Source organism: Nonomuraea sp. NPDC049709, from assembly GCF_040674815.1.
Lineage (GTDB): Bacteria > Actinomycetota > Actinomycetes > Streptosporangiales > Streptosporangiaceae > Nonomuraea.
Genome location: NZ_JBFANM010000020.1, coordinates 44,704 through 60,276 on the forward strand (window position 1 = coordinate 44,704; position 15,573 = coordinate 60,276).

General features: G+C 67.3%; 17 protein-coding genes and 2 pseudogenes. 10 read left to right on the plus strand and 9 right to left on the minus strand.

From position 1 onward, the window contains the following. Position 1: 1 nt before the first annotated feature. On the minus strand, positions 2-1,849 hold the full coding sequence (locus AB0J69_RS21385) for a glycosyltransferase family 2 protein (protein WP_364119648.1): 1,848 nt from the start codon (positions 1,847-1,849) through the stop codon (positions 2-4). A gap of 290 nt (positions 1,850-2,139) precedes the next feature. Here AB0J69_RS21385 and AB0J69_RS21390 point away from each other — a divergent pair, with 290 nt between their 5' ends. Continuing rightward, positions 2,140-2,499, plus strand: a complete 360-nt coding sequence (locus AB0J69_RS21390; protein ID WP_364119650.1) for a hypothetical protein — start codon at positions 2,140-2,142, stop codon at positions 2,497-2,499. A gap of 18 nt (positions 2,500-2,517) precedes the next feature. After that, positions 2,518-2,655, plus strand: a pseudogene (locus AB0J69_RS21395) (ClpX C4-type zinc finger protein); the annotation flags it as partial. A gap of 448 nt (positions 2,656-3,103) precedes the next feature. On the opposite strand, the gene AB0J69_RS21400 reads toward AB0J69_RS21395, so the two are convergent. Together AB0J69_RS21400 and AB0J69_RS21405 are read right to left on the minus strand one after the other, a co-directional pair. Then, positions 3,104-3,601 carry a CHRD domain-containing protein gene (locus AB0J69_RS21400; RefSeq protein ID WP_364119653.1) on the minus strand — a complete coding sequence of 166 codons (498 nt, stop codon included), beginning with the start codon at positions 3,599-3,601 and terminating at the stop codon, positions 3,104-3,106. 123 nt (positions 3,602-3,724) lie between these two features. After that, entirely contained in the window at positions 3,725-4,294 is a 570-nt protein-coding gene (locus AB0J69_RS21405) for a CGNR zinc finger domain-containing protein (protein WP_364119656.1), read from the minus strand. A 72-nt stretch (positions 4,295-4,366) separates the two neighbouring features. Here AB0J69_RS21405 and AB0J69_RS21410 point away from each other — a divergent pair, with 72 nt between their 5' ends. Both AB0J69_RS21410 and AB0J69_RS21415 read left to right on the plus strand, forming a co-directional pair. Then, positions 4,367-5,122, plus strand: coding sequence for a class I SAM-dependent methyltransferase (locus tag AB0J69_RS21410; RefSeq protein WP_364119659.1), 756 nt, complete (start codon positions 4,367-4,369; stop codon positions 5,120-5,122). Between the two features lie 55 nt (positions 5,123-5,177). Beyond that, on the plus strand, positions 5,178-5,450 hold the full coding sequence (locus AB0J69_RS21415; RefSeq protein WP_364119662.1) for a hypothetical protein: 273 nt from the start codon (positions 5,178-5,180) through the stop codon (positions 5,448-5,450). On the opposite strand, the gene AB0J69_RS21420 is transcribed toward AB0J69_RS21415, so the two are convergent. Continuing rightward, the gene (locus AB0J69_RS21420) at positions 5,447-6,478 is read right to left on the minus strand and encodes a DUF418 domain-containing protein (RefSeq protein ID WP_364119665.1); all 1,032 of its coding nucleotides are present in this window, start codon (positions 6,476-6,478) and stop codon (positions 5,447-5,449) included. The genes AB0J69_RS21415 and AB0J69_RS21420 overlap by 4 nt on opposite strands. A gap of 160 nt (positions 6,479-6,638) precedes the next feature. Here AB0J69_RS21420 and AB0J69_RS21425 point away from each other — a divergent pair, with 160 nt between their 5' ends. Beyond that, complete coding sequence (locus AB0J69_RS21425; protein WP_364119668.1) at positions 6,639-7,394, plus strand: hypothetical protein; 756 nt, start codon at positions 6,639-6,641, stop codon at positions 7,392-7,394. 50 nt (positions 7,395-7,444) lie between these two features. Here the strand turns inward: AB0J69_RS21425 and AB0J69_RS21430 are convergent, their stop codons facing one another. Continuing rightward, positions 7,445-8,407, minus strand: a complete 963-nt coding sequence (locus tag AB0J69_RS21430; RefSeq protein WP_364119671.1) for an NADP-dependent oxidoreductase — start codon at positions 8,405-8,407, stop codon at positions 7,445-7,447. A gap of 144 nt (positions 8,408-8,551) precedes the next feature. Between AB0J69_RS21430 and AB0J69_RS21435 the strand changes: the two genes are divergently transcribed. Further along, a complete protein-coding gene (locus AB0J69_RS21435) occupies positions 8,552-8,938 on the plus strand; it encodes a helix-turn-helix domain-containing protein (protein WP_364119674.1) in 387 nt (128 codons plus the stop codon). Between the two features lie 330 nt (positions 8,939-9,268). On the opposite strand, the gene AB0J69_RS21440 is transcribed toward AB0J69_RS21435, so the two are convergent. Then, positions 9,269-10,291, minus strand: a complete 1,023-nt coding sequence (locus tag AB0J69_RS21440; protein ID WP_364119676.1) for an aldo/keto reductase — start codon at positions 10,289-10,291, stop codon at positions 9,269-9,271. A 358-nt stretch (positions 10,292-10,649) separates the two neighbouring features. Next, positions 10,650-10,766 carry an Imm8 family immunity protein gene (locus AB0J69_RS21445; RefSeq protein ID WP_364119678.1) on the minus strand — a complete coding sequence of 39 codons (117 nt, stop codon included), beginning with the start codon at positions 10,764-10,766 and terminating at the stop codon, positions 10,650-10,652. A gap of 321 nt (positions 10,767-11,087) precedes the next feature. On the opposite strand from AB0J69_RS21445, the gene AB0J69_RS21450 reads away from it, so the two are divergent. Continuing rightward, positions 11,088-11,453 carry a hypothetical protein gene (locus AB0J69_RS21450; RefSeq protein WP_364119681.1) on the plus strand — a complete coding sequence of 122 codons (366 nt, stop codon included), beginning with the start codon at positions 11,088-11,090 and terminating at the stop codon, positions 11,451-11,453. On the opposite strand, the gene AB0J69_RS21455 is transcribed toward AB0J69_RS21450, so the two are convergent. Then, on the minus strand, positions 11,447-11,971 hold the full coding sequence (locus AB0J69_RS21455) for a hypothetical protein (protein WP_364119684.1): 525 nt from the start codon (positions 11,969-11,971) through the stop codon (positions 11,447-11,449). The genes AB0J69_RS21450 and AB0J69_RS21455 overlap by 7 nt on opposite strands. Before the next feature lie 511 nt (positions 11,972-12,482). Here AB0J69_RS21455 and AB0J69_RS21460 point away from each other — a divergent pair. The 3 genes and pseudogenes from AB0J69_RS21460 to AB0J69_RS21470 all read left to right on the plus strand — a co-directional run. Next, positions 12,483-12,815 (plus strand): annotated as a pseudogene (locus AB0J69_RS21460) (hypothetical protein); the annotation flags it as partial. Positions 12,816-12,825: 10 nt separating this feature from the next. Beyond that, positions 12,826-13,056 carry a hypothetical protein gene (locus AB0J69_RS21465; protein ID WP_364120011.1) on the plus strand — a complete coding sequence of 77 codons (231 nt, stop codon included), beginning with the start codon at positions 12,826-12,828 and terminating at the stop codon, positions 13,054-13,056. Positions 13,057-13,508: 452 nt separating this feature from the next. After that, positions 13,509-14,384 (plus strand): hypothetical protein, encoded by an 876-nt coding sequence (locus AB0J69_RS21470; RefSeq protein ID WP_364119686.1) that lies wholly within the window; start codon positions 13,509-13,511, stop codon positions 14,382-14,384. Between the two features lie 523 nt (positions 14,385-14,907). Here the strand turns inward: AB0J69_RS21470 and AB0J69_RS21475 are convergent. Next, a complete protein-coding gene (locus tag AB0J69_RS21475; protein ID WP_364119689.1) occupies positions 14,908-15,564 on the minus strand; it encodes a 2'-5' RNA ligase family protein in 657 nt (218 codons plus the stop codon). Between the last annotated feature and the right edge of the window lie 9 nt (positions 15,565-15,573).

The following is a 15,573-nucleotide window of genomic DNA, read 5'->3' on the forward strand; positions in this document are numbered from 1 at the left end:
ATTACCGGATGATCCTCCGGACCAAGGTCTCCGCCGTCAGCCGCCGCACCACCGCGCTCAGCCGCCCCTTGCCCGACGTCGCGTACGGCCGCACGGACCTGAACAGGGCGGTTCCCCACCACCGGCGCGGCGCCGCCACCGTCTGCGCGTCGGTCTCGATCCTGAACCGCGCCGGCGGCCCGCCCAGGTCCAGCTCCAGATAGGCGTCCCAGGTGCCGGGCGCGAGCCGCCCCACTGCGGGCCTGGCCGCGAAACCGCCTCCGGGCAGCGCCGTCACCCGGTCGCTGCTTTCGCAGCCGGTGCGCCGCTCCCGCCAGACGATCCTCCTGATCGCCGCGGCCGAAGGGGTCGTCCCGACGACGCTGATCTCCCCGTCGACGAGCAGCCGGTGCCCGAGCGCCCACCGCGTCCTGATGAGCCGGGCGGTGCCGGGCACCGCGACCACGTGCCCGCCCATGTCGATGCTCAGGTTGCCGTTGTCCCTGGTGAAGTACGGCAGGGCCACGATCCCGCCGATCATCCTGGGCTGCGGGCGGGCGATGCCGCTGTCGCGGTCGGCCCCGAGGCGGCCGAGCCGGATCACGCCCTCGATCTCCACCGCAACCCGCAGGTCCCAGATCCCGGAGCCGAGCGCCCCCACGTTCACCCGCACGGTGAACTCCCCGCCCTTCCGCTCGGCCGGCAGCACCAGCTCCGCGGCCGCGTCGTGCCGCGCGCGCAGCACCACGGACAGGTTGTCGTCCCTGGTGATGCCGTCGAGCCGGGCGGCGCCCGTGACGACGAGCCGGTCGCCCTCCCAGCGCAGCCCGGTCAGCCGGCGCCGGACGGTGGCGCTCTCGATGCGGGCCAGGCGCACCAGGCGGTCGATGTCGTCGAGCGCGCCCGCCCGCTGCCGGTCGATGGTGTTGAGCCGCTCGTGCACGCCGGGTGTGTACCACTCGTCGCACAGCGCCGCGACCTCCCGCGCGATGTCCTTGCGCCGCACGTCGTCGCTCTCCAGGAACACGGTCCCGAGCTGGGTGAACACGTCGAGCCTGAAGTGCCTGCGCAGCAGGTGGTCGCGGAGCGGGCCGGGCTCGACGTGCCGGGCCATGAGCTCGATCGGCCCCCTGATCATGGCCAGCCAGGCGAGCGGGTCCCTGCTGCCCGCCTGCTGCATGATGCTGCTGCCGTCGGGCCTGGACACGAGGTGGTAGCAGTCGTAGTCGGCCACCACCGAGATCGGCCCCGCGTGGCAGTAGGCGTGCACGGTGAAGAGGATGTCCTCCCCGACCAGCATGCCCTCGCCGAACCTGATGCGGTGGCGTTCGAGCAGCTCCCTCCTGAACAGCTTGAAGCAGCTCAGGCTGTTGTAGACGGTGCTGTCGCCGAGCTCCAGCCGGTCGGCGCTCTGCTGGAACATCGACACCGGCGCCCGCCGGCCGTGCCCCACGATCTTGCCGAGGACGATGTCGGAGCCGTTGGCGTCGGCCACCGCGACCATGCGCTCCAGCGCCTCGGGGCCGAGGTAGTCGTCGGCGTCGCAGAAGAAGACGTACCGGCCGGTGGCGTGCTCGATGCCGACGTTGCGCGGCCGTCCCGCGCTGCCGCTGCCGTCGATGTGCACGACCTTGACGATGCCGGGGTGGTAGGCGGCGTAGAGGTCGAGGAGCTCGCCGCTGCCGTCGGTGGAGCCGTCGTCGACGACGACGATCTGCTTCTTCACCCGCTGCACGAGCGCGGAGGTGAGGCATCGATCGAGGTAGGCCCGGCAGTTGTGTACGGGGATGACGACGCTGACGTCCACCGCGTCGTCATCGCTCCCGGTCCCCGGCATCGCCACCACTCCAGAGTCACGTCGCGCTGTCATTCGGTTTCAGTATGTGACGAGCGGACGTACCCATGCGGGGCGATCGGAGGTCTTCATCCCCGGCTTTTGCTAACACCGGAGAATCACGGCATTCCTCCGATAGAGCAGTACACAGCCGTCAAATATCTCATTCAGCCAGCACCGAACGGGTTTCAGGGAGGAGGTTTTCCTACCCGGGAGAAAAAACAAATCCGCTGGGAGCAGTTCGACACCACCGCCCGTCGCAGGTGATCCGCCCGCAAGGGTTGCGCGTCTACAGTTAGGCAACCTTGACCGGGAGGTGGCGGGAAATGGGATCTGATCTCCGCGGAGAGACGGCCGACGGATCGGCCGTCCATGCTGCCGAGTTCATCGTCTCGTCGGCGCGACTCGGAGAGCTCTACGAATGCTCTTCGCTGCTGCGCCGTACGAGGTTGCGAGCCGAAGAGATCGTGGACGAGGCTCGCGCGCTGCTGGCCGAGGCCGAGGAGCGCGGCGACGCCGAACGTGCTCTCATCCTGCGCGAACAGCTGGAAACGGCGCGCACGCTGTACTGCGAGGTACTGAACGCGTACCTGACCATCTGCCGCAGGATCAACCAGGAGCGGCAGGAGATCCTGCGGGCGCAGATGGATCGGGATCGGCTTCCAGGGTTGTCAGGTGCCGCCTGACGGGAGTAGCGTCAGGCCATGCCTGACTGGAAGGACAAGATCCGCTGCTCTTTCTGCCACAAGAGGAGCTCGGAAGTGAGCAAGGTGATTGCCGGGCCTGGTGTGCACATTTGCGATGAATGCATCGGCCTGTGCAACGAGATCCTGGAGCAGGAACGCCTTGCCGCCTCGACCGAGCCCCGGCTCCCGACGTGGGAGTCGATGTCGGAAGAACAAATTCTCGACCATCTCCCGAAAATCGCCGCCGTACAAGTACAAGTGGACGACAACCTGCGCGACTGGGTGGCGCACCTCCGCACCCGCGACGTCAGCTGGGAACGCATCGGCGCCTCGCTCGGCATGACCCGGCAATCCGCCTGGGAACGTTTCAGGAGCGAGACCTGATCGCTTTCGGGACGCGTGAACCTATGTGACGCGTGGGGCGTCCTATGGTGAGGGAGGCCCGAAATGCGCGTCCTGGACAGCCTCGCGGCGTCCGATCTCGACCAGCTCCAGCTGGAGCTCGTCCTGGTCCTCGCGCTGCACGAAGAGGCAGAACGGCTGGCCGCCGAGTGAACGGGCTCCAGCTCCCCGGGCCTCCGGGGAGCTGGAGCAGGGGGACCGCCTAACCGAGCTGGCCCCTGATGGCCCCGTCGGGGAACGGCTTGTTGTGGACGTTCACGTAGTAGAGATGCGGCCACTTCACGATGCCGCGCAGCTCACTCCTGGTGAGCGTGGTGGCGGCGTTCTTGGCGTTCTGGTGCCTGACGGCCTTGACGCAGCCGCGCGCGAAGCCCTTCGCGGGAGCCTTCAGCGTGACCACGACCGGGCCGGCCACACCCTTCCTGCCCTTGTGGATGTGGGCCGCGGCGGCGGGCCTGATCTTCTTCGCGCTGATGAAGTAGCACAGCTGCCCGTGCCGCACCTGGTAGACGAACGAGCCGAAGCCGTTGCGGTCGCCGGGGCCGGGGACCTCCTGCCTGCCGGTCATCCTGACGCGGCTCGCGTCAGAGGAGGCGACCTCGGTCATGGCGGTGGTCGCGCCGGCCTGGGCGGGCAGCGCGACGATGGCGGTGAGGGCGGCAGCGGTGGCGAGGGTGCCTGCTGCCAGCTGTCTTCGCATGGGATGATTCCTCTCCCATCGGACTTCAGGACACCCCTCGGCACGGTTGCGAGGCGGGGACGGTTCGCCGGGTAAGGGGAAAGCCGCCCTTCGGTAAGCCGCCTTACTGGTTGCCCCGAGCGGTCACCCCGCCTTGGTCCTGGCTCTGAAGGCGGCGGTCTTGACGCGGTTCTGGCAGGCCGTGGAGCAGAACCGGCGGGTGCCGTTGCGCGAGACGTCCACGTAGACGCGGTCGCAGTGCGGCGCCGTACAGACTCCCAGGCGATCGCTGAACTCGCTGCCCAGCACGATGGCCAGGCCGGTGGCGCAGCTGGCCGCCCAGTCGCCGGCCGTCGTGCCGCCGCTGCCGTGGAAGTGCAGGTGCCACGGCTCGCCGTCGTGCCGTTCGAGCCGTGGCCTGGCGTGGGTCTCCTCCAGCAGCGCGTTCACCCGCGTCGCCGCGCTGTCGACGTCGCCGCCGGCGACGGCGGCGAAGACCGCCCGCAGCCGGGCGGCGACCTCGGCCAGCTCGCCCCCCTCGACCTCGGTGAGCTCGCGGTAGGCCGGGTAGACGGTACGCAGGCCCGCGGTGGCCGCCGCGGCGGCGTCGACCGGCGCCGGGAAGGGGCGCCCGTACCGCTCGCCCGGTGTCAGCTCGTTGACGAGCACCACCGCCACCCTGACCACGGTGTCTGTGTGACTGTTGTAATCCAATTGACCGGTTACACCTTCGTGCTTTAAGTTGTGACTGCCCAAAGCTTAGATGACAGTTACAAGGAGAAGTCCATGCTCACTCACGATGCCGCACTGGAGTGGATCGCGCGCTGGGATCGCCAGCAGGAGGGTTACCTGCCCGACCGCGAGGAGCGGTTCACCGCGCTGATCGACGCCGTGGAGGCGCTGGGGCGGCCCGATCCCGTGGTCATCGACCTGGGGTGCGGTCCCGGGTCGTTGTCGGCGCGGCTGCTGGAGCGGCTGCCCGGGGCCACCGTGATCTCCGTGGACGCCGATCCGCTGCTGCTCGGGCTCGGGCGGGCCGCGTACCCGGGGCCCACGTTCGTCTCGGCGGATCTGCGTACCGGCGGGTGGACGAAGCTGCTCGGGCTGGAGCGGCCGGCGGACGCGGCGGTCAGCACGACGGCGCTGCACTGGATCTCCGGGCCCGACCTGAAGGGCGTCTTCGCGGAGCTGGCGACCGTGCTGCGGCCCGGCGGGCTGCTGCTCAACGGCGACCACATGGACACCGAGGACGCCACGCCGGCCCTGTCGAGGCTGGAGCACGCGGTGCACGAGCGCCAGACCGCGCGGGTGTTCGGCGAGCACCGGCCGGAGGACTGGCGGACCTGGTGGGAGGCGATCGCGGCCGACCCCGACCTCGCCGAGCTCAACCAGGAGCGCACCACGGCCGGGGCCACCCACCACGGCTCGGAGTCCCGCCTCCTGTCTCACCACGTCGAGGCGCTGCGGGAGGCCGGGTTCACGGAGATCGGCACGCTGTGGCAGCGGGGGAACAACCGGCTGCTGTGCGCCGTACGGGGGTGAGCGGGTCGGCCGGAACGCCCTTCCCCCCACCGGCGACGCACGCCACAATGAGCCCATGCCGAGTTTCAAGCGGCTCACGATAGAGGAAGCCCGAACCCTCACCCGCACCGAGCTCCTCCCCCGGATCGAGGAGGAGCAGAAATACTGGTATCACCGCATCCACCGCTGCGAGATGCAGCCCGGGGACGAGGCGGCGTTCAAGACCTTCAACGACATCATGCACATCGCGGCCAACCCACGCGGTTCCGACGCCGACGCCATCGTCGACGGCAGGCCCTTCGACCAGGACTACTGGACGAAGCCGCTCGGTGAGCTGGGCGAGCTCTAGCCCCCGCTCCGCCCCTGGCGGCTCAGGGCCGGGCGACGCAACCAGGTGGCCCAGCGCCAGAGCCATTCGAGCGGCCCGTACCGGTAGCGGCGCAACCACAGGCCCGAGAGCACCCGCTGCGCACCGAGGATGCCGCCGGCGATCAGCAGCACGGTCACCGTCGACCACGTCTCGGGCGGCGTGCCGATCAGCCGGCTGACCAGCAGCACCAGCACGGTGGCGGTCAGGTAGTTGGTCAGCGCCATCCGCCCCAGCGGGGCGAACACCGCCTGGAGCGCGGGGCGGAGCGGCGTCCTGAGCAGGGCCAGCATCCCGCACACGTACGCACCGGCGACGAGCAGCCCCGCCACGGCGAGCGAGGTGCTGAACGCCGCCCCGTCCGAGTCCGCGCTCAGCTGGACCTGCACCCACAGCGCGGGCACAGCCAGCACCGCGAACACCGCCCCGAGCATCACCGGCCCCCAGGTGGCCCGCTCCATCCGCGCGGTCACGCCGTACCGGGTCAGCGCCGACCCCAGCAGGAACAGCCCCGGCACCAGCACGACGCCGTTGCTCCCCACGGCCGGCGGCAGCACCAGCAGCACCCCGGCGAGCACCGCCACCGCCCACCGGGGCAGCCAGGTGGACGGCAGCAGCACCACCAGACCCACCACCGCGTAGATCGTCAGGATGTCGCCCCGCCACAGCAGGAACATGTGCGCCAGCCCCATGGCCAGCAGCACCAGCAGCCGGCGCGCCAGCACCACCCGCGGCCGGTCGGTACGCGCCGACGCGGACTCCAGCAACAACGAGAACCCGATCCCGAACAGCAGCGAGAAGATCGGGAAGAACCGCTGGTCGGCGAGGTACCCCAGCCAGGCGAGCCCGTCGGCCCCGGCCGCGTCGGTCGTCCTGCCCACGCCGGCGTCCACGTTGGCGATCGGCTTGACGTTGACCAGCAGGATCCCGCACAGCGCGAATCCGCGCAGCACGTCGAGGGCGTCGATGCGGGGCCGGCCACCGGAGTCCGGCCCTTGTACATGTGACATGGGCCCATCCTGGGGACGCGGCCCTTGACCTGGCATGAGTCGAAAGCAGGGTTGATCCCGGTTCGGGCAGTACTTTCGGCCGGACCGGCCTCGCGGCGGCACGTCACGTGCACGGCAAGGCGTCGCAGGCGGGGCGACTTCCGATCGTCCCGTGAACCGGATGCCTCATGACCACGTCGTCCAGTACGTGAAGCGAACCGTCGCGCTCCTGCTCCTCGTCGCCGGCTGCGGAACCCCGCCGGCGGGGGCCGGGAAACCCCCTCCGGCGGGCCCGGCCGAGCCCGCCTACACCTGCCACGAGCAGCCGATCCCGCCGGACATCATGAGCACCGGCCGCCCGGCGACCCAGCTCGGCCCCGACGGCCGGGCCGCGCTCAAGGGGCAGGAGGTGCGCGAGGTCGGCGACCTGGCCAAGTGGCGCATCGTCGAGGAGACCGGCGAGCGCCTGGCCATCATCAAGGAGTTCGACGGCCCTCAGCAGCGGTGGACCACGTCGGTCACCCACGACTTCCTGATGGTCGAACGCTTCGGCCCACCGGACGCCGACGGCCGCCCGAGCTGGCATCTGCGCAGCTCGGGCGGCTGCAACCTGCAGCGGGACCTGGGCGACCTGGGCGTCGCCGAGCTCACCCTCGACCCGGCGAAGCCGCCCTCGGGCAACGCCCTGCACCTGCTGGTGACCGAGCGGGCGTGCGCCGGCGGCCGGTCGGCGAACGGGCGCATCCGGGTGGTCCTCCTGGAGGAGTCGGACCGGGACGTACGCCTGGTCATCGGGGTCGCACGTGCGCCGGGCGACTTCCATAACTGCAAAGGCAACCCGGCCACGCCGTACACCGTCGAGCTGAGCCGGCCGCTCGGCGACCGCGTCCCGTACGACACCGGCCTCCATCCCATGCGCGAGATCGTGAAACCGTAGCGGCCGTCAGCCCTTGAGCTCAAAGAGCGCGATGTCCCGCGGTCGAAGACTCAGGCGACGCTCAGCACGATCTTGCCCCGATTGCGCCCCTGCTCGCCGCGACGGTGCGCATCGGCGGCCTCCGCGAGCGGATAGAGCTCCTCCACCTCGACCCCCAGCTCACCCTTGTCGATCAGCTCAGCGATCCGGGCCAGCGCCGCCCCGTCGGGCTCGACCAGGATGCCGGTGGCCCGTACGCCCTGCTCGCGGGCCCGGTCCAGCAGCTCGGGCGCCACCCCGGACGGCACCGCCACCAGCAGCCCGCCGGGACGCAGCACCCGCAACGACCGGGTGCTCGTGCGGTCACGCTCGTCACCGACCAGGTCGAGCACCACATCCACGTCCCCCACCGCGTCCTCGAAGCGCGTGGTGGTGTAGTCGATCACCTCGTCCGCGCCGAGCGAACGCAGCCAGTCGTGCTTGGCCGCCGTCGCGGTGCCGATCACGTACGCACCCGCGTGCCGGGCGATCTGCACCGCCAGATGGCCGACGCCGCCCGCCGCCGCGTGGATCAGCACCCGCTGCCCGCTCCCGATGCGCGCGGTGTCGATCAGCGACTGCCAGGCGGTGAGCGCGGCCAGGGGCGTCCCGGCCGCGGCCTCGTGCCCGACGGTGCGCGGTTTGCGGGCGAACTGCCGAGCGGGCGCGGTGACGTACTCCGCGTACGCCCCCGCCTGGCGCGGGAACCACGGCATGCCGAACACCTCGTCACCCGGCTCGAAGATCGTCACCCCGAACCCGGCCTCCTCCACCACACCGGAGACGTCCCAGCCGAGGATGAACGGCGGCTCACCCAGCACCCCGGCCATGCCGGACCCGCCGCGAGTCTTCCAGTCCACCGGGTTCACCCCGGCGGCGTGCACCCGGACCAGCACCTCGGTGGGCAACGGCACCGGCCGCGGCACCTCGGCGAGCCGCAACACCTCCGGCCCGCCGAAGGCGTCCTGCACGATCGCCCGCATGGTGGATGACATGGGCAAATCTCCTCACTCCGACTCGTACGCCGGGCACCGTCCGGCCCGGCCGCGCAGCCGAAGCTACCCAAAGGTCGGTAGTAACCATCAAGGGAGACTGCTATCTTTTGGAAAGTAATAGCCCTTGGAGGAAAGGCCCAGGCCATGACGATGACCTGCAGATCCGGCCTGCACGACCGGCACGACGTCTATGCCGCGCAGTGCCCCTGCAGAGACGTCCTGGACCTGCTGGCCAACAAGTGGTCGGCCCTGGCCGTGGGCGCACTGGAGGAGGGTCCGCAACGCTTCGGCGCGCTGCAGCGCCGGCTGGAGGGCGTGAGCCCCAAGGTCCTCACCCAGACACTGCGCCGCCTGGAGGAGAGCGGCTTCGTCGACCGCACGATCTACCCCGCGGTCCCGCTGCACGTCGAATACTCGCTCACCGAGTTGGGCCACGGCGTGGCCGGCCCCCTCAGCCAGCTCCGCTCCTGGGTGGAGAACCACCTCGACGAGATCCACGCCGCCCGCCCGACCGGTCAGCCACCCGGGTAGTTCGTCGCATACCGGCTTCCAGCCGCTTCGGGGGTCCGGACACAGAATCCCTCAAGCACCCGAACGCGATCCCGGGGCGGTTCACCTCCGGAACGCTCGATCGTGGGAGCCCCCGGGCAATCGCCTACCAGATGATGACCTTTGCCCATACGCCATGAGACGAAGAAGGGCTTCTCGATCCCATGCTGATCTCGGTGGAACTGATCAGCAGCGTGCAGAACACGTACACCCCGTCGCCCTACGACCGCCGGCTCGTCCGAGCCGCTGATCGGCACGTCGGAACAGCGGATCGTTGAGTCGTCGGCGGCCATCGGCGGCGCGGAGATGCGGTCAGGCCGCGGTGCGTTCGCCCACGGGTCGGCGGCGGAGGTCCGCGCGCTGGAGAGCGGGGGGCAGGTATGCCTGGTCGAGTGTGCCGACGTCGGTGCCGGGCGGGACGATCTCGTCGATCCGGTCGAGGATGTCGTCGGTGAGTGTGACGTCGAGGCCGGTGAGGAGGTCGTCGAGGTGGCTCATCGTACGCGGTCCGACGATCGCGCTGGTCACGCCGGGGTGAGAGATGGTGAACGCCATCGCGAGGTGCGTCATCGGCAGACCCGCTTCGTCGGCGAGCGGAATGAGCTGTTCGACGACGTCGAGCCGGCGCTCGTCGTTGAGGTGCCGGAACAGACCTGCGCGGCGCAGCTCGTTCTGTCCACCCTTGCGGACGCGCCCGGTGAGCAGCCCCTGCGCGAGCGGGCCCCACACCAGGGTGCCCATCCCGTACCGTTGCGCGATCGGGAGCACTTCGCGCTCGATGCCGCGGTTGAGGAGCGAGTAGGGGGGCTGCTCGGTGTGGAACCGTTCCAGGCCGCGCCGCTCGGCGGCCCACTGGGCCTCGATGATGTCGGATGCGGGCGTCGTGGACGATCCGATCGCGCGGACTTTACCGCTGTGGATCAGGTCCGAGAGTGCGGACAGTGTCTCCTCGATGTCGGTCTCGGGGTCAGGTAGGTGGATCTGGTAGAGGTCGATGTGGTCGGTCTGCAGGCGGCGCAGCGAGTTCTCGACCGCGGTCATGATCCAGCGTCGTGATGCACCCTGTTGATTGGGGTCGGCACCCATCGGGCGGCTGACCTTGGTCGCGAGTACGACATTGTCACGGCGTCCCTTGAGCGCCTTGCCCACGATCTCTTCCGAATCGCCGTACGCGTCGGCGGTGTCGATGACGTTGATCCCTGCGTCGAGCGCCTTGTGGATGATGCGGATCGAGTCGTCGTGCTCGGAATTGCCGATGGCCGTGGCGAACATCAACGCGCCGAGCGCATAGGGGCTGACCTTGATACCGGTCCTGCCGAGGGTGCGGTACTGCACGGTTCTCCTCGTGTGGGGATGCTGATGGCGGGTCCCGCCGGAGTAAAACGGAACACCGTTCAGCTAACACAATACGGAACACTGTTCCGAAGCGCAAAGGGGAACCCTCCGCCCCTGATCGCCCACAGAAACTCCAGTCGCCGTTCAGCGCAACGTGGACGCCCCGCTCGCGCTGCAGCCGCCAAGGCGACGCCCGTGCCGAGGCCTCTCTCGAAGCAGTACGAGCCGATCAAGCCCCTCACCCGGTGACCGCAACGCCTCGCACAGTTCGTCATGACCAAACGCGGCCTCAAAAACGCTTGCACTCCGGCGACCCCGCCTGCCCAACCTTGTCGGAATGAAGTTCGGCAACAAAGAGTCAGTGCCGACCAATGAGAAAGGGACGGTGACGGAGTTGCTCTGTGAGGGCCGACGGGGTGCAGACGGTGACTTGAAATCGCTCCTCGCCCAGCTCCCCCTGAGGACCGACATACATTTCCAGGAGTTCGCACGCTTGGGTCAGATCGTCTGACCCTCCACCCCGCCTCAAGATCGACCCAACGAAACTCTCCCACTCGTGCTCTTACCGTCCCACGATCGCGTAACAAGTGGGCTGTCAGGTTGGGAGCTACATCGATTATGGCCTGATGAGGCGCTGAGCTGGGCAGAAACCGGGTCGTGAGTGACCTGGTTGAGCGCTCGTCACCCCTCTTGATGACCCGCTAATGGCCCGATCGGCCAACGCGTAACCTGCCTGGACAGAGCGAGTTGATGCACTCCCGTTGCGGCATCCCGTGATGCTCGACAGGGTGGGGCGGTGATCGAGATCGACGACGCTTTCTATCGCATCAGCAAGCCCGACTTCGAGATGCTGATCCCACGTTGGGAAGGGTCCGCCCCCGAAACCGCCGACGAAGCTGACGCGACCATCACACTGTCCGACGGCACTCGGCGGTACGCGACGTTCATGACGCTCGGCGTCGTCAACAAGATCATGGATCGTTGGCGCGACACGGGCGAGTGCCTCAGCGGCCGTTACTTCTGGCTCTCCCATCTGGTCGTCATCCGTGAACCCGGCTTCGACTCGATGATCGCCGCAGTGCAGGACCTGATCGCGACTGGAGAAATCGACGACGCATGCGGCGTCCTGCCGCCTTTTGCTGAGGAGGCCATGGATCAGTAGTGGATGGCTAACCCGGGATCCACCAGCAGTAGAGCAATTCGTCGCTCTCCTTGGCCCGCCTTTGCAAGGGCGACAAGCTCCTGGACCAGGTCCAACACGTCGTCACCATCGCAGGAGGGGCAAAGCGGGTCCATCGTCCAACGCCGGACCACTTCGAGCAGGCGGGAGTCCTCGATCTCGGCGAGGACATCACGTGCGCTCGCCGGTAACTCATCGATTTGTGGTCCATCCAGGTAAGGCGAGTCCTCCGGAAGGGCCAGCCATTCTTCTTCGGTTTCCGGTACACCTTCTGGCGGAGGGTACAAGGTGACCGTCTCGACGAGGTCATCTGAGAAGGGAACGTTCTTGATGGCGGCCACGAGGCTGCCCAGAGAGCCGCTGGGGTCAACCCAAGTGATTTCCACAACATCGAACACCGGAGCGCCGCGAAGGGGTTTGCTGCGGTCCCGTACAGCGGTCGGCCGCACGGTGGCTGTGGCGCGATCGGGAGCCAGGTAGTAGTCACACATGGCGCTCATGCGGGCACTCCTGTCGGCGGAGAAGCATGATCGTGTTACGGCCGATGGCAGGTTACAGGCCCTTGGAATGCGGCCGGAAGTACGGGCAGGCGACGACATATCCGGTGAGCCGGTGCTGAGCAACCGAGGCACCGGATCGTCGATCGCCCTCAGCCACCATCGGAGGCCGGCCCACACGAGGCGATCGTAGGGCTGTATTCGTGCGGCGACGTGATGCGGGGTCGGCGAGCTTGCTTGATGCGGCGGGCGCCACGGTCGGCGTGGCGGCCGAGCCGCTGTACGGCGGCGCGTAGCACCGCCGCTTGGCCAGGCTGAACGCGAGGGTTTGGTCATGCGGAACGTCGCCTCGCTGTCGATGCATCCGCGCGTACCCCTCGAAGAAGGCCGAACGCTCACAGTGGAGGAGGGGCAAGAGGCTCCCTGACGCTGTCATTGACAGCGCATGGGCGTCCTCGTCCTCGTCCTCCTGGCCCTCGTCTTCGGCCTGCGCCGGGGCGAAGCACTCGGACTCATGTGGAACGCCTTCGAGCTGGAGGCCCGCACTCTCCGAGCCACCCGCTCCATCAAGCGGCTCAAGAGCCGCGACCGGAGCGCCACCGCCAAGACCCGCGTCGTGATCAGTGAACTCAAGACCAGGCGCTCACGCCGCGTTCTCTGCCCGACTCCCGAACTGGCCGAGGCGATCAAGCGTCACAAGGCCGCTCACAACAAGGAGCGTCGCAGTTCGGGCGAGGACTGGACGGAGCACGGTCTGATTTTCCCGACAGCTTTCGGCAACCCGTCTGACCCGGACACCTTCTCACACGGGTTCTCCCGTCTGGCCAAGAAGGCGGGACTCGGCCGCTGGCACCCGCATGAGCTTCGCCACTCTGGTACATCCCTCATGCTCGCCCAGGGCACCCCGCGCCACCGTCGTGTCCGAGGTCCTCGGCCATGCCGGCATCGCCATCACCAAGGACGTCTACGGGCATCTGCTGGAGGGCGACCACCGCACCGCGACCGAAGCCATCTCCACCGCTCTCCTGGGGAAACAGCCCCCGGTGGCTCCCAAGGTGGCTCCCACAGCCGCCGAAGACACCGGTTGAAGATCGGAAAGCAGAAGGCCCCTGACGGCGTAACGCCTGTTCAGGGGCCTTCTGGTTGCAGAGCCGACGAGGGGAATCGAACCCCTGACCTTCTGTTTACAAGGGCAGGGCAGACAGCACGCCGATCACTCTCGCCTGAGCCTGACCAGCAGATATAGACAGTCGCCGTGCGGTTGTGTGAGTTAGCGTTGCTGTACTGGTTGCTGTACAGCAGGCCTCAGCCATCAAGCTCGATGGCAAGGGCCGACGAAGTCGGTCCGCGGCAGCCGATCGCCTCCGCCATAACGACGAGCACCGAAGTGAGCGATCGTCGCGGCCTCGACCACCCCGATACGAAGTCCTTCGACGCTGATCGCCATCAGGACGACAGCAAATCACTCATGTTGCTGGCGCCATCATGTCCGAGAGGCATCTAGCTGTACCGCCGCCCCTGGCTATGAAATGATCTGCGGGTGGTCGATCGGCGAGCGAAGGCTATTGCGAACCTCCAGCAGTATCGGGATGAGCACACGCATGCGAAGATAATCTTCTTCCCCACGAATGCATTCCCTCAGGCACAGGCGATTGACGCAATATTTCGCCTGGCGGGATGGTCCACGACGTTCAATCAGACCGCTCAAGAAGATTTCATCCATCAATATTTCGAAGGCATTGAAATATCTGGTTGCAACTCGGTCCTCCTAACGGCTATCCAGGATTCCCTTGCAGAGGCAGGATATCCAAACCTCCGCACCACAGTGATAGAGCATGAAGTCCAGCCCGAGAACCCGAAGTACCCTTATGCCGAAAAATCCATCAGGGTGACCATCGGCCACCCTCCTCCAACAGCAACAGCGGCCCTAGAAAGAGAAGAGCTACCCAGAGTGCCGCAGTTGTCCAGGAAGCCGCGAACCCGGCGACAGCTTCTCAAGTACGGCGTATTCTCGGTAGCCTACTCCCTTCCCGTCCTTGTCTTTGACTTCTTCAACTTTCAGGAGAAGTACGACGCATGGACGTTTCCAGCCTTTCTCGGAACTGGCTCCACCTGCCTTATCGGCTTCACGCTCATGGTCGGCGGTCTCAGCGATTTATGGTTCGACTTTTTCCATAAGGGAGGAGAGCCTTCCACCAGTCATATCATTAATAACGTTCTATGTGGATTGAGCGGCCTTTTCACCGTCATCGTCTATGCACTCATTCAACAACGAGGCCTATTGCAACCCGAGGAACTCCCCAACTGGTCAACCCACCCAGTATTAACGCTATTGGCGATCGCCCTTGGAGGCATTGCGGGAGTTGCGTCAGTGATCGCCGCCTCTCTAAGCTGGAGGTGGCACAGTGGCGCTTGAGATCGCTTCATATATCATCGCCAGCGCCTCCCTCTTGCTAGCTTTGGTAAGCTTTCGCGAGAGTCTCCGCGCGTCTCGGTCAGCGAGGAGAGCGTCCGCCAAACGACCACGAGCCCGCTGTGACGTTTGCCAAGGTAAAGGCGAGGTCACCATTGTGCGCCATATACATGGAGAACAGAACGACGCTGACACGCCGCAGCAAAAAATCATCACCTGCCCAAAATGTCTTGGGACCGGTTATCTCTGATGACCGACGGCTGGCCAACGAAGCCATAAGACGGACCGTACTTGCCATTACGGATGGCGCTGGTGGACGTTCTACGCGTGGTTCTGTCTGCGTTCGATGGTGCGGCGGGGTGGCCGGGCGGGACCGGCCCGGAGAGGCCGCACGCCCGCCCGGACCGCCCGGCCGCCCGCCGCCCATCGGGCGGCGGCTTGAACCCGTATAGAAGGTTGTAACCACTCAGCCGCTGACAGGCGCTGCCAGGCCGCTGCCAAGCCGCCACCGCTGTCTTGCTGCCGCTCAGGTGCGGTTCTCGGCTCCCAGAGGTACGACCGCGTGCGTGTTCCAGCGATACACCCATTCCGGCTCAAGGACCCGGTTCTGAACGATCAGCGCGATGCGATCCACTGCCACCTTGACCGGCTCGGCCTCGACGCTGCTCAACGCCTCTGCATAGGGCTGCGCTGGGCCTGGCGTGTTGATGTAGGTCAGGCTCACGTGCGGGCGAAATCCTCTGACCTGCTCGGCCGCTGTAGGCGCCTCGCCGGTTACCTCGGCGATTCCGCTTCTGATCTCGTCCCAGATCTCGTGCAGTGGCTCTGCTGGGGTGGGGGCAAGAGCTATCCCCTCTCCCATGACGGCAGGGCGGTGGAACGTCAGCTCGGCGGGAGCGAGCTTCGCCAGCCGTGCGCCGACGGTATCGGTGACGCGGTCGAGCAGTTCGTTGTCCACTTCATCGGCCCACCCCACTCCTTGCAGGGTGAGGTGGAGCCACTGCGCCGGGATCGGGTTGTGGCTTCCGACCGTGGCAAGGGCTTTCTGGTAGCGCTCGGCGAGCTGGTGAAGTTGCGGCGCGTGCTCGAAGGTGAGGTGCCAGGTGTAGACCAGGCGGCCCGGCCGCCAGCCTTCTCGTGGCCACCAGTGGGAGCGGACCTCGTCCGCGTTGCCGATCGTCATGGGCCTGCC